Annotated in this window: 9 protein-coding genes; 2 read left to right on the forward strand and 7 right to left on the reverse strand. The window is 39.1% G+C overall.

Going from position 1 to position 15287, the window contains the following annotated elements:
• Positions 1–219 precede the first annotated feature (219 nt).
• Both DES48_RS13970 and DES48_RS13975 read left to right on the forward strand, forming a co-directional pair.
• Entirely contained in the window at positions 220–1929 is a 1710-nt protein-coding gene (locus DES48_RS13970; protein ID WP_113869963.1) for a methyl-accepting chemotaxis protein, read from the forward strand.
• 22 nt (positions 1930–1951) lie between these two features.
• Positions 1952–2983, forward strand: coding sequence for a sugar ABC transporter substrate-binding protein (locus tag DES48_RS13975; protein WP_245911475.1), 1032 nt, complete (start codon positions 1952–1954; stop codon positions 2981–2983).
• 80 nt (positions 2984–3063) lie between these two features.
• On the opposite strand, the gene tuf is transcribed toward DES48_RS13975, so the two are convergent.
• From tuf to rpoB, 7 genes are all read right to left on the reverse strand, one after another.
• Positions 3064–4254, reverse strand: a complete 1191-nt coding sequence (gene tuf, locus DES48_RS13980) for an elongation factor Tu (RefSeq protein ID WP_079708167.1) — start codon at positions 4252–4254, stop codon at positions 3064–3066.
• 129 nt (positions 4255–4383) lie between these two features.
• Positions 4384–6462, reverse strand: a complete 2079-nt coding sequence (gene fusA, locus DES48_RS13985; protein WP_079708168.1) for an elongation factor G — start codon at positions 6460–6462, stop codon at positions 4384–4386.
• A gap of 101 nt (positions 6463–6563) precedes the next feature.
• The gene (gene rpsG / locus DES48_RS13990) at positions 6564–7034 is read right to left on the reverse strand and encodes a 30S ribosomal protein S7 (RefSeq protein ID WP_079708170.1); all 471 of its coding nucleotides are present in this window, start codon (positions 7032–7034) and stop codon (positions 6564–6566) included.
• 41 nt (positions 7035–7075) lie between these two features.
• Positions 7076–7495 carry a 30S ribosomal protein S12 gene (rpsL, locus tag DES48_RS13995; RefSeq protein WP_079708171.1) on the reverse strand — a complete coding sequence of 140 codons (420 nt, stop codon included), beginning with the start codon at positions 7493–7495 and terminating at the stop codon, positions 7076–7078.
• A 108-nt stretch (positions 7496–7603) separates the two neighbouring features.
• Positions 7604–7855, reverse strand: a complete 252-nt coding sequence (locus DES48_RS14000; protein ID WP_079708172.1) for a ribosomal L7Ae/L30e/S12e/Gadd45 family protein — start codon at positions 7853–7855, stop codon at positions 7604–7606.
• Between the two features lie 151 nt (positions 7856–8006).
• Complete coding sequence (gene rpoC / locus DES48_RS14005) at positions 8007–11624, reverse strand: DNA-directed RNA polymerase subunit beta' (RefSeq protein ID WP_113869965.1); 3618 nt, start codon at positions 11622–11624, stop codon at positions 8007–8009.
• Positions 11625–11738: 114 nt separating this feature from the next.
• A complete protein-coding gene (gene rpoB, locus DES48_RS14010) occupies positions 11739–15281 on the reverse strand; it encodes a DNA-directed RNA polymerase subunit beta (RefSeq protein WP_179123815.1) in 3543 nt (1180 codons plus the stop codon).
• Between the last annotated feature and the right edge of the window lie 6 nt (positions 15282–15287).

Genomic DNA, 15287 nt, shown 5'->3' on the forward strand with positions numbered 1-15287 from the left:
GCCAACAACCTTCCGCATCATCGCCTTTAATGACCAACATTGTTCATTATATAAAATTTAATACTAAAATGCAAGGCCATTTTCTATTTTTATTGTTTATCTCAAATATTTATTTCATTTATATTTGTTTGCCAAAAATAGTCTGTAAAGAAATCTATATTTTTGTCGATTAAGTAGTTAGAAAGTCAGTTATAAATATGCACCAGGAGGTTATTGGATATGAAAAATTACGGACTATGGAAGAATCGTTCCATCGGATGGAAGTATGGTCTTGCATTCACAATTGTGATCATTGCATTTATCATTTCCGTCATCTTCACTTATTTCTTTTTAAATCGCACGACACACTCGATAAAAGAAACAAAGGAAAAAAACGACATTGTTGTGGAGGTGAATGAACTAATATCTATTTATCAAGAAAAATTTCTATTTATTCCAGAATATCTTATAGATGAAGCTGATGAACGCCTGCTAGATTATTTATCTACTAGCGAAACTTTTGTAGAGCAAGCAAAGGTCTTAAGCGGAAAATTAAGTTCTAAAAATCAGCGGGAAGTATTTGATCAAATTATTGAAAATAATCATCAGCTTGACGAATACTATTTTAGCGAAATAGTACCTAATGTGCAAAATATAAATACGACTACTTTTACAAAATTGCAAGCTGAGGCCAATGCATTGAAAGATGAAACACTCGCTTTAGGAGAGACACTAACCGAGGAAGCAGTTACAACTAACAACGAGGCTATTACGAATGCAGAAAATAATACACAAGCAACAATATTGACTTTAATCATATCATTAACTATTTCTTTATTTATATCGATAACACTAATGTTCTTTATTAATCGCTCTATCAAGAACAGCTTAAATAGCGTGGTTAACGTTAGTGATGAAATTGCTAACGGCAATTTAAATGTGAGCGACTTAAGAATTGATAGCGAAAATGAATTAGGAAGACTGGCATATTCTATCAATTTAATGAAAAACAATTTAAGGCAAATGATAAATGAAGTCTTATCGGTTACTGAAACTGTAAATATGCACATTGATAGCTTTAACACCGTAGCTTCAGAAGTTAAAGAAGGAAGTGACCAAGTTGCCATCACCATCGAAGAATTGGCTACTGGAGCAACAAGTCAAGCCGATGAAGCAAGCAGCATTTCTGAACAAATGCAAAATTTTAATACAAGAATTATTGGCGCAAATAGTAACGGGGAAAGCTTAGCTCAATTCTCTAAAGAGGTGCTACAGGTATCTATTGATGGAGACACGCAGATGCAAGCTTCACTTGAGCAAATTACTCGAATCAATCAAACTGTACAAGCTTCTGTTAGTAAGGTAAATGCATTAGAAAAAGAAACGTCTAGTATATCTGAATTTGTAACTGTTATTCGGTCAATAGCGGAGCAAACAAATTTATTAGCATTAAATGCTTCCATCGAAGCAGCTCGTGCTGGTGAATCTGGCAAAGGGTTTGCAGTCGTTGCAGCTGAAGTTAGAAAGCTAGCAGAAGAAGTCGGAGAATCATCCGATAGCATAACTTCGATTGTAACTAATATTAAGAAAGAAATGACGACAATGGTTGAGGACTTAAATAACGGATACTTAGAAGCGACGAAAGGTAAAGAACAAATTGAGACCTCGAGTAAATACTTCTTTGATATCAAAGATAAAATCACATTAATATCTGAAAAAGTTGATGACATATCTGGCACCCTGCGCTACTTCAAGCAGGCTGGTGATGAGATCAATACTTCTGTCGAACACATTGCATCTATATCCGAGGAGTCTGCTGCAGGTTCAGAAGAAATTTCTGCTTCAGCCATCCAACAAAAGAATGCGATAGAAAGTGTCTCACAGGGAGCAAATGAGCTTAGCACCCTTGTCGCTCGAATGAAAGAAATTGTTCAAAAGTTTAAGTTGTAAAATCATGTTGGGAGGTTACACAATGAAACGGAGACTAGCACTTAGCCTTATTCTTCTTTTACTTTTAGCAGGATGCGCTACTACTAATAAGGTTACTAATACAAACGGAATTGACAAACTGCAAGCGGATGGGGAAAAGGTTTATGTTGGATTTGCTTTGGATACTTTGAAAGAGAGCAGATGGTATCGCGATAAGGAAAATGTTGAAAACAAAGTAAAAGAACTTGGAGGTAATATTAAAACGTTAGCAGCAAATGGTAATCAAGATGTGCAGATTGAGCAAGTAAAATTATTAATTAATGAAGGAATTGACATACTTATTATTGTACCTTCTGATTCAAAAACAGCAAGTAAAGCTGTCCAATTAGCTCATGATGCAGGGGTAAAGGTAATTGCATATGATAGATTAATTATGGATGCTCCACTAGATTATTATATTTCATTTGATAACGAAAAAGTGGGAGAAATGCAAGCACAAATAACACTTGATCAAGTGAGTGAAGGAAATATTGCCTATATTGGTGGAAGCAAGGCAGATAATAATGCCCTATTTTTCCGCGAAGGAGCTATGAATGTATTACAGCCTTTGATAGATAGTGGAGATATTAAATTAGTTTATGATAAGTATACAGAAAACTGGTCTAAAGAGATTGCTGAGAAAAACTTACGTGTTTTTTTAAATAATAACAATATCTCGATAGATGGAATTATTGCTGCGAATGATACTTTAGCCGGGGCTGCAGTTAATGTTATCGGTCAAAACACTGATATACCAATATCCGGTCAGGATGCAGAGTTGAGTGCAATTCACCGTATTTTAGCAGGAACACAGACTGGAACAGTATACAAACCGATTGATACACTGGCTAACCAAGCAGCAACTTTAGCAATGGATATAGCTAACGGCAACACGATTTCAACAGAAACAACAACTAACAATGGAAGTAAAGATGTACCTTCGATTCTTTTGGAACCCGTTAGAATCAATAGAAATAACATTGAAGAAACAATCATTGAATCTGGCCATTTCACGAAGGAAGAAGTTTATCAGTAACCTAGCTTAGTCATTAAAGTAATTAAAAAAAGTGATTCCGAGTTATAACTCGGAATCACTTTTTAGTATTTTTTTAATTATTATTTTTGGATAGTAGCAACAACGCCAGCGCCTACTGTACGGCCACCTTCACGGATAGAGAACTTAGTTCCATCTTCGATAGCGATTGGAGAAATAAGTTCAACTGTCATTTCAACGTTGTCACCAGGCATAACCATTTCTACACCCTCAGGAAGGTTGATTACACCAGTTACGTCCGTAGTACGGAAATAGAACTGTGGACGATAGTTATTGAAGAATGGAGTGTGACGTCCACCTTCTTCTTTTGATAAAACATAAACTTCTGCTTTGAAGTTAGTGTGTGGAGTGATTGAACCTGGTTTAGCAAGAACTTGTCCACGGTTAATATCTTCACGAGCAACCCCACGAAGAAGTGCACCAATGTTATCGCCAGCTTCTGCATAATCAAGAAGCTTACGGAACATTTCAACACCAGTTACAGTTGTTTTAGAAGGTTCTTCAGCTAAACCGATGATTTCAACTTCATCACCAACTTTAACTACACCACGCTCAACACGTCCAGTCGCAACAGTACCACGACCAGTGATTGAGAATACGTCCTCAACAGGCATCATAAAGTCTTTTTCAGTGTCACGATCTGGACGAGGGATATACTCATCAACAGCATCCATCAATTCATAGATCGCGTTTACGTAAGATTCGTCACCTTCAAGTGCTTTAAGTGCAGAACCTTTGATTACTGGAACGTCATCTCCAGGGAAGTCATACTCAGAAAGAAGATCACGTACTTCCATTTCTACTAGTTCAAGTAGTTCTTCGTCATCTACCATGTCACATTTGTTTAAGAATACAACAATTGCAGGTACACCTACTTGACGTGAAAGCAAGATGTGCTCACGAGTTTGTGGCATTGGACCATCAGCAGCAGATACTACTAAGATAGCTCCGTCCATTTGTGCTGCACCAGTGATCATGTTTTTAACATAGTCAGCGTGTCCAGGGCAGTCAACGTGTGCATAGTGACGGTTTTCTGTTTCGTACTCAACGTGTGCAGTAGAGATTGTAATACCACGTTCGCGCTCTTCAGGAGCACCATCGATTTGATCATATGCCATTGCAGTACCTGAACCTGAACGATTGTGAAGTACTGTTGTAATAGCAGCAGTTAGTGTAGTTTTACCATGGTCAACGTGTCCAATTGTACCAATATTAACATGGTCTTTGGAGCGGTCAAATTTTTCTTTACCCATTTATAGTTCCTCCTTAATTTGAAAAAAGTAATTTTTTATATGACAAGTATGCTTGCTTAGAAACAAAATGTATCATTCTATTTCTAAGCCCACAATACAAGTTATACTTGAGAATTTGAAAAAAATCAATTATTCACCAGTATTTTTCTTGATTATTTCTTCAGAAATACTTTTCGGTACTTCTTCATAGTGATCAAAGTGCATCGTGTAAGTACCACGACCTTGCGTGTTAGAACGCAATGAAGTAGCATAACCAAACATTTCAGCAAGTGGAACGAATGCTTTAATAACTTGAGCAGGTCCACGTGCTTCCATACCTTCTACACGACCACGGCGAGAAGTAATATCACCCATAATGTCACCCATGTATTCTTCAGGGATAACAACTTCAACTTTCTCAATTGGTTCTAATAGCGCTGGATCACATTTGTTTTTCGCAGCTTTTAACGCCATAGATGCAGCAACCTTAAATGCGGTTTCGTTAGAATCGACATCATGGTAGCTTCCATCAAATAATGTTGCTTTAAGATCAATCAATGGATAACCTGCAAGTACACCATTTTCCATTGCCTCTTTAATACCCGCTTCAACAGACGCAACGTATTCACGTGGTACTGCACCACCGACAATTTTGTTAATAAATTCGAAGCCTGCGCCCTCTTCATTTGGTTCAAATTTAACCCAAACGTGACCATATTGCCCACGACCACCAGACTGACGCACAAATTTACCTTCTACATCGGCAGAAGCACGGAAAGATTCACGATAAGAAACTTGCGGTGCACCAACATTAGCTTCAACTTTAAATTCACGTCTCAAACGGTCAACGATGATATCAAGATGAAGCTCACCCATACCAGAAATAATTGTTTGACCTGTTTCTACATTTGTTTCCGTTTTGAATGTTGGATCTTCTTCAGCAAGTTTTCCTAAAGCAATTGCCATTTTATCTTGATCGGCTTTTGATTTAGGTTCAATGGCTACGGAAATTACTGGTTCAGGGAAGTCCATTGATTCAAGAATAACTAGGTTCTTCTCATCACACAATGTATCCCCAGTACCTGTATCTTTTAATCCTACTGCACCAGCGATATCCCCAGCGTAAACAGTAGAGATTTCCTCACGAGAGTTAGCGTGCATTTGTAGGATACGACCTACACGTTCACGTTTATCCTTCGTTGAGTTTTTAACATAAGAACCAGATTGCAATGTACCTGAGTACACACGGAAGAATGTCAACTTACCAACAAACGGGTCAGTTGCTACTTTAAATGCTAAAGCTGAAAATGGTTCATTGTCATCTGCTCTACGAACAACTTCTTCTTCTGTTTGAGGTACGTGACCTTCAATTGGTGGCACGTCAGTTGGTGCTGGTAAGTAATCAATAACACCATCAATTAATAGTTGTACCCCTTTGTTTTTAAAAGCTGAACCACAAAATACTGGGTAGAATTCCACACTTAAAGTTGCTCTACGGATTGCCGCTTTCAACTCGTCGTTGGAAATTTCTTCCCCTTCTAAGTATTTCATCATTAGATCTTCATCTAATTCTGCTACAGCTTCTAATAAGCTGGTACGGTACTCTTCAGCTTGTTCTTTGTAAGCATCAGGAATCGGACGCTCTTCAGCTCGAGTTCCAAGATCATCTAGATAATAGTATGCTTCCATATTAATAAGGTCGATGATTCCTTCGAAGTCATCTTCTGCACCAATTGGAAGTTGTACTGGATGTGCATTAGCACCAAGACGCTCACTAATAGTACCTACTGAATATAAGAAATCCGCGCCAATCTTATCCATTTTGTTAACAAAAACAATACGTGGAACACCGTAAGTTGTAGCTTGACGCCATACAGTTTCTGTTTGCGGTTCAACACCTGATTGTGCATCAAGTACTGCTACAGAACCATCAAGTACACGTAATGAACGCTCAACTTCAACAGTAAAGTCTACGTGTCCTGGTGTATCAATGATGTTGATACGGTGACCTTTCCATTGTGCAGTTGTTGCTGCAGACGTAATGGTAATACCACGCTCTTGTTCTTGCTCCATCCAGTCCATTTGAGAAGCACCTTCGTGTGTTTCACCAATTTTATGGATACGTCCTGTATAGAAAAGAATACGCTCCGTTGCTGTTGTTTTACCAGCATCAATATGGGCCATGATCCCTATATTACGTGTCTTCTCCAAGGAGAATTCTCTAGCCATGTCTTTTTCTCCTTCCTGTTTATAAATTCCATTTTTACTATATCATGTTTAGCATGTAAATATACATTTATTAAAACACAAGTTATGCTGACAACGCAATATTACCAACGATAGTGAGCAAATGCTTTGTTTGCTTCTGCCATTTTGTGCATATCTTCGCGTTTTTTAACAGAAGCTCCTGTGTTATTAGACGCGTCTAGTATTTCATTCGCTAAGCGCTCTTCCATTGTTTTTTCTCCGCGTAAGCGAGAGTAATTCACAATATAACGAAGACCTAGTGCTTGACGACGCTCTGGACGTACTTCAACTGGTACTTGGTAGTTAGAACCACCAACACGACGAGCGCGTACTTCAAGTACTGGCATAACATTTTTCATTGCTTGTTCAAACACATCAATAGCCTGCTGACCACTACGTTCTTGAACTAGTTCAAATGCTTTATAAAGAATTTTTTGTGCTTTACCTCTTTTTCCATCAACCATAATCTGGTTAATCAGACGAGTAACAAGTTTTGATTGATATAATGGATCTGGTAAAACATCACGTTTTGCTACTGGACCTTTACGTGGCATTGTCTGACCCCCTTTCTTAAACTCTAGTAAGTGTTAACTACTTATTTTTTTTGCTTTGGTTTTTTCGTACCGTATTTAGAACGTCCTTGTGCACGTCCTTCAACACCAGCTGTATCTAGTGCACCACGTACAATGTGATAACGCACACCTGGTAAGTCTTTTACACGACCTCCACGGATAAGAACAACACTGTGTTCTTGAAGGTTGTGACCAATTCCTGGAATATACGCTGTAACTTCAATTCCGTTTGTTAAACGAACACGAGCATATTTACGTAATGCAGAGTTCGGTTTTTTTGGAGTTAAAGTACCAACACGGGTACATACACCACGTTTTTGTGGGGATGACTGGTTAGTTAGTGACTTTTTGAAGCTATTATAACCTTTATTTAAAGCTGGAGAGTCAGATTTTTTTGATTTGCTCACACGGCCTTTGCGTACTAATTGATTAATAGTTGGCATTCGCTGTTTCCTCCTTTCTTTCACTTTTGTAATACCACACATCCAGGTGGTTCATTTATAAGCAAAAAACAAAGCTTTCATGTGAGAAAAATCTCGCACATCAAAACTTTAATGCTTTATTGCTACTGTCGCTGTACTTACATCGATGCCACAAGCCTTTCCAAGTTGTTTCTTAGAATCAACTTGAATGCATGGTACATTCATTTGTTTTGCAAGTTGCGATACCTTATTTGTTATATGCTGATCTGCGTCAGCTGCTATAACAACTTCAGTCACTTCACCATTTCGTATGGCTTTCAGTGTTTGCTTCATACCAATAACTAGATTGTGTTTAACCTGTGCTACTTTTTCATAAGACATTTATGCATCCTCCAAAGCAACAAGGATAATCGAAGCACCTTGAATATAGTATCACTCTAGTATTGAAATGTCAACAAAAAATCGACACTCATTGTTTGTGACGTAACATCATTCAAAGTACTTCTGTTCACCCCTTGTTTTCGTTCCATTTCTATTGCGGAGTTACTTCTTCTTCTGTGTTTTCTTCTGTTATTTGCTCGATAGGTTCCTCAGTCTCTGCTTGAATTTTGCGATAGCGGTTCATACCAGTACCGGCAGGAACTAATTTACCGATAATAACATTTTCTTTCAATCCTAGCAGTTCATCTCGTTTACCTTTGATCGCTGCATCTGTAAGCACACGGGTTGTTTCTTGGAATGATGCTGCTGACAAGAACGAGTCTGTTTCTAGAGACGCTTTCGTGATACCTAGTAAAACAGGTCTACCTACTGCAGGTTGAGTTCCTTCTGCGAGCACTTTCTTATTCGCATCTCGGAATTGATGGATTTCTAATAGAGATCCAGGCAATACTTCCGTGTCACCAGCATCAGCAATACGCACTTTACGAAGCATCTGTCTTACCATTACTTCTACGTGTTTATCACCGATTTCCACACCTTGCATACGATAAACTTTTTGAACTTCTTTAAGAAGATACGTTTGTACGCCATCGATTCCCTGAATTTTAAGTAATTCTTTCGGATCAATGGAACCTTCTGTTAGCGGCTCGCCAGCTTCAATTGTGTCCCCAACGATCACTTTCATACGAGCGCCATAAGGAGCTGTATAAGAACGTTTTTCGACTGCACCTTGTACAACGATCTCTTGTTTATCTTTCACTTCTGTAATATCTTCTACAGTACCTTTAATCTCAGAGATAACAGCTTGCCCTTTTGGATTACGCGCTTCAAAAATCTCTTGGATACGCGGTAAACCTTGGGTAATGTCACTACCAGCAACCCCACCAGTGTGGAATGTACGCATGGTTAACTGTGTACCTGGTTCACCGATAGATTGTGCAGCAATAATACCTACTGCTTCACCAACTTCTACCTCTTCACCAGTAGCTAAGTTGCGACCATAACATTTTTTACATGCACCATGTTTCGTGTTACATGTGAAGACAGAACGGATTTTGACATCCTCAATTCCAGCTTCAACGATTTGTTTCGCGATATCTTCTGTAATTACTTCATTTCTTTCGATCAATACGTCTTCCGTTTCTGGATGGCGTACAGTTTGGAAAGCTGTACGGCCAACTAAACGGTCGAATAATGGTTCAATCATTTCTGTACCTTCTTTAATCGAACGTACAGTTAGACCTTTATCTGTTCCACAATCTTCTTCACGGATAATAACATCTTGAGCTACGTCAACTAAACGACGAGTCAAGTAACCTGAGTCTGCTGTTTTCAGTGCGGTATCGGCAAGACCTTTACGTGCACCGTGTGTTGAGATAAAGTACTCTAATACTGTTAACCCTTCACGGAAACTAGATTTGATTGGCAACTCAATAATACGACCAGCCGGGTTGGCCATTAGACCACGCATACCAGCTAGCTGCGTAAAGTTAGATGCGTTACCACGTGCTCCGGAATCACTCATCATAAAGATTGGGTTTCGTGGATCTAGTGATTGCATTAATTTTTCTTGAATAACCTCTTTTGCTTGAGACCAGATAGAAATAACGCGATCATAACGCTCTTCGTCTGTAATTAAACCACGACGGAACTGTTTTAAGACTTTATCTACTTTTGTCTGTGCTTCTTCTAGGATATGTTCTTTTTCAGCTAATACAACAATATCTGCCACACCAACTGTGATACCAGCTTTTGTCGAATACTTGAATCCAAGATCTTTCATACGGTCAAGCATTTTCGAAGTTTCACTAATCTTAAATTTCTTAAATACTTCTGCGATAATATCTCCTAAGATTCCTTTTTTAAATGGTAGGATGATATCGCGATTAGCAATAACTTCTTTTACATTTGTACCTTTTTCAACAAAATACTTCTCTGGCGTACGAACTTCCAAATTTTTCTGTGTCGGTTCATTCATGTAAGGGAATGAAGCCGGAAGCATATTATTGAAAATCAACTTACCAACTGTTGTTATTAATAGTTGTTGCTTCTGTTCTTCTGTTAGGTTTTGTTTACCAGTTGATGATGCTTGCACAGCAATTCTTGTATGCAAGTGAACATAGCCGTTTTGATACGCAAGGAATGCTTCTGAATAATCTTTAAAGACCATTCCTTCACCAATAGCTCCTTCACGTTCCATCGTCAAGTAATAGTTACCAAGTACCATATCCTGTGATGGTGTAACAACTGGCTTACCATCTTTAGGATTCAAAATGTTTTGTGCAGCTAACATTAAGATTCTCGCTTCAGCTTGTGCTTCAGCAGACAATGGTACGTGTACCGCCATTTGGTCACCATCAAAGTCAGCGTTATAAGCTGTACATACTAGTGGGTGCAAACGAATTGCACGTCCCTCTACCAATGTAGGTTCAAACGCTTGAATACCTAAGCGGTGTAGCGTTGGTGCTCGGTTAAGTAGTACTGGATGTTCTTTAATTACGTCTTCTAATACATCCCAAACTTCGGAATGAAGTCTTTCTATTTTTCTTTTTGCAGACTTAATATTATGTGCTAAGCCGCGTTCTACTAGTTCTTTCATAATGAATGGCTTGAATAACTCGACTGCCATTTCTTTTGGTAGACCACATTGATACATTTTCAAGTGTGGACCAACGACAATAACGGAACGACCAGAATAATCGACACGTTTACCAAGTAAGTTTTGACGGAAACGACCTTGTTTCCCTTTCAACATATGAGAAAGTGATTTTAGCGGACGGTTTCCTGGTCCTGTGACAGGACGACCACGACGGCCATTATCGATTAGTGCATCTACTGCTTCTTGAAGCATACGTTTTTCATTTTGTACAATAATGCTTGGTGCTCCAAGATCTAATAGACGTTTCAATCGGTTGTTACGGTTAATCACTCGACGATATAAATCGTTCAAGTCAGAAGTTGCAAAACGTCCACCATCTAATTGCACCATTGGACGCAATTCAGGTGGGATAATTGGTAGAACATCTAGGATCATCCATGCAGGGTGGTTACCTGAGTTACGGAATGCTTCTAGCACTTCCAATCTTCTAATTGCTCTAGTTCTACGTTGACCTTGCGCTGTTTTAAGTTCTTCTCGTAGAATTTCTACTTCTTTTTCTAGATCAACGTCTTCTAATATTCTCTTAATTGCTTCTGCACCCATATCAGCATGGAATGAAGTACCGTATTTATCGCGGTATGCACGGTATTCTTTCTCTGATAAAAGTTGTTTCTTTTCTAAAGCAGTGTCTCCTGCATCTGTCACAATATAAGCAGCAAAGTAAATTACTTCTTCAAGTGCTCTTGGCGACATATCTAACACTAAACCCATTCGACTTGGAATTCCTTTGAAATACCAAATGTGAGAAACTGGTGCTGCTAATTCAATATGTCCCATGCGCTCACGACGCACCTTAGATTTTGTTACTTCAACCCCACAACGATCACATACAACGCCTTTATAACGTACACGTTTGTATTTACCACAGTGGCATTCCCAATCCTTTGTTGGGCCGAAAATTCTTTCACAGAACAGGCCATCTTTTTCAGGTTTTAGAGTTCGATAGTTAATGGTTTCTGGCTTTTTCACTTCACCATATGACCAAGAACGAATTTTATCTGGTGACGCTAGCCCTATTTTCATATATTCAAAATTATTTACATCTAGCAAGGGGCCTACCTCCCTTTTAGTATGTGTTGCAAAAAATCTGAACCAAAAGAAAGATGACAAGCATCTCTCTTTTGGTAATCCAGTAATCTTTCCTTCACGCTAATAGTACTCTACTTATCTTTCTTCCAACTCAAGGTTGAATTGATCAGCAGATTGAACGTCTTCTTCAATATCCCGCAACTCAATTTCTTCTTCATCAGCTGAAAGCATCTTAACATCCATTCCAAGACTTTGTAATTCCTTGATCAATACTTTGAATGATTCAGGAATACCTGGTTCAGGAACACTATCACCTTTTACAATTGCTTCATATGTTTTCACACGGCCGACAACATCATCTGATTTGACAGTTAAGATCTCTTGTAACGTATAGGCAGCACCATAAGCTTCTAATGCCCATACCTCCATCTCACCGAAACGCTGACCACCAAATTGTGCTTTACCACCTAATGGTTGTTGTGTAACAAGTGAATATGGTCCAGTAGAACGAGCGTGTAGTTTGTCATCAACCATGTGTGCTAGTTTAATCATGTACATGACACCAACAGATACACGGTTATCAAATGGTTCTCCGGTACGCCCATCATAAAGAACGGTTTTAGCGTCTCTTGCCATACCAGCTTCTTCAATGGTTTCCCAAACATCTTCTTCTCGAGCACCGTCAAATACTGGCGTTGCTACGTGAATACCAAGTTGTCTAGCAGCCATACCAAGGTGCAACTCTAATACTTGCCCGATATTCATACGAGAAGGTACACCTAATGGGTTTAACATGATATCAATTGGTGTTCCATCTGGTAAGAATGGCATGTCTTCTTCTGGTAATATTTTTGAAATAACACCCTTATTACCGTGACGACCAGCCATCTTATCTCCTTCGTGTATCTTCCGTTTTTGCACGATATATACACGAACTAACTGGTTAACACCAGGTGGTAATTCATCACCATCAGCGCGGTTGAAGATTTTTACGTCTAGTACGACACCACCAGCTCCATGTGGTACGCGAAGCGATGTATCACGAACTTCACGCGCTTTTTCACCAAAGATAGCGTGTAGTAATCTTTCTTCTGCAGAAAGCTCCGTAACCCCTTTAGGTGTTACTTTACCTACTAATAAGTCACCATCTTCCACTTCAGCACCGACACGGATAATACCTCTTTCATCCAAGTCACGTAAAGCATCTTCACCTACGTTAGGAATATCTCTTGTGATCTCTTCAGGTCCAAGTTTAGTGTCACGAGCTTCAGATTCATATTCTTCGATGTGAATAGAGGTGTACACATCATCTTTTACCAATCGCTCGCTCATGATAATGGCATCTTCATAGTTATAACCTTCCCATGTCATAAAGCCAACTAGCACGTTTTGACCTAATGCTAACTCGCCATCTTCCATAGAGGGACCATCTGCTAAAATTTCGCCTTTCGTTACCCGGTCACCTACACTAACGATTGGGCGTTGGTTGTAACAAGTACCTTGGTTAGAACGAATGAATTTTTGTAAACGGTAGGTATCTAAATCACCTTGAACTTCTTTTCCGTCTACTTCTGATACGCGTCGAACCCGTACTTCATTTGCTTGAACACGTTCCACAATACCATCATGGCGATTGATTACAGCTGCACCAGAGTCTTTACCAGAAACATATTCCATTCCTGTTCCGACAATCGGGGAACGAGGCTGTAAAAGTGGTACTGCTTGACGTTGCATGTTGGCACCCATCAACGCACGGTTCGAGTCATCGTTTTCTAAGAAAGGAATACATGCTGTCGCAGCAGAAACTACTTGTTTTGGTGAAACATCCATATAGTCTAAACGTTCTCTAGGCACGACGTTGTTATCCCCACGGAAACGAGCAATAACTTCTTCATCTGCGAAAGAACCGTCTTCTTCTAATATCGCGTTTGCTTGTGCTACCACGTAATTGTCTTCTTCATCTGCTGTTAAGTAATCATATTGATCGGTTACTTTACCTGTCTCGGGATCAACACGACGATATGGTGTTTCAATAAAGCCGAATTTATTTACTTTTGCATAAGAAGAAAGTGAGTTAATCAAACCAATGTTTGGACCCTCAGGCGTTTCAATTGGACACATACGACCATAGTGTGAATAGTGTACGTCACGCACTTCAAAGCCAGCGCGTTCACGCGTTAAACCACCAGGCCCTAGCGCAGAAAGACGACGCTTGTGCGTAAGCTCTGCTAACGGATTGGTTTGGTCCATAAATTGAGACAATTGCGAGCTACCAAAGAATTCTTTAATTGAAGCAATTACTGGACGAATATTAATTAGTTGCTGTGGCGTGATTGCTGATGTATCTTGAATTGACATACGTTCACGTACCACACGTTCCATTCTTGATAAACCAATACGGAATTGGTTCTGTAGTAATTCCCCAACAGAACGAAGACGACGGTTACCTAAATGGTCAATATCATCCGTATCACCAACTTGGTGTAAAATATTAAAGAAATAGCTAATAGCTGCTAAGATATCGGCAGGTGCAATGTTTTTAACGGAATCATCTACCGCACCGTTTCCAATAACATTTAACGTTCTTTCCCCTTCAGGATCTGTTGGGTCAACAATTTTGATTGATTGAATTTTAATCGGATCTTCCAGTACGCCCTCATTCGGATCTAAGAATTGTTCACCAAAACTATCTTCTTCAGCATCTAAATATGGCATAATTTTATCTAGTAAGCGACGGTCTAGTTTTGCCCCTTTTTCAGCAATAACTTCACCTGTCTCATGATCAACAAGTGTTTCCGCCAAGGTTTGGTTGAACAAACGATTTTTTATGTGTAATTTTTTGTTGATCTTATAACGTCCAACATGTGCTAAATCATAGCGTTTTGGATCGAAAAAGCGTGAAACTAATAAACTTTTAGCATTTTCTACGGTAGGTGGTTCACCAGGACGTAGGCGTTCATAGATTTCAAGCAATGCTTTTTCACTTGTTTCTGTATTATCTTTTTCTAATGTATTTTTCAAATATTGGTTTTCACCAATAAGGTCTATAATCTCTTGATCGTCACCAAAACCTAACGCCCGTAACAATACAGTAATCGGCAATTTTCTTGTGCGATCGATACGAACGTGTACAACATCTTTTGCATCTGTTTCAAATTCTAGCCAAGCGCCGCGATTAGGAATAACTGTCGCTGTATAGCCACGTTTTCCATTTTTGTCAATTTTCTCACTATAATAAACACTTGGTGAACGAACCAGTTGCGATACAATAACTCGTTCAGCTCCATTAATAATAAATGTACCTGTATCTGTCATCAACGGGAAATCACCCATGAAAACTTCCTGCTCTTTCACTTCACCAGTCTCGTTGTTCAACAAACGAACCTTAACACGAAGCGGAGCATTGTAGGTTACATCTCTTTCTTTCGACTCATCTACGGGATATTTCGGTTCTCCTAAGCTATAATCGACAAATTCTAACGATAGGTTACCCGCAAAGTCTTCAATTGGAGAAATATCCTTAAACATTTCTCGGACCCCTTCTTTTAAGAACCAATCATAAGAAGCGGTTTGAATCTCAATTAGATTCGGCAAATCTAAAACTTCACTAATACGCGCATAGCTTCTACGCTGGCGGTGCCGTCCATACTGAACTAGTTGACCTGTCAACTGCTTCACCCCTCA

Source organism: Paraliobacillus ryukyuensis (assembly GCF_003315295.1).
Taxonomy (GTDB): Bacteria; Bacillota; Bacilli; order Bacillales; family Amphibacillaceae; genus Paraliobacillus; species Paraliobacillus ryukyuensis.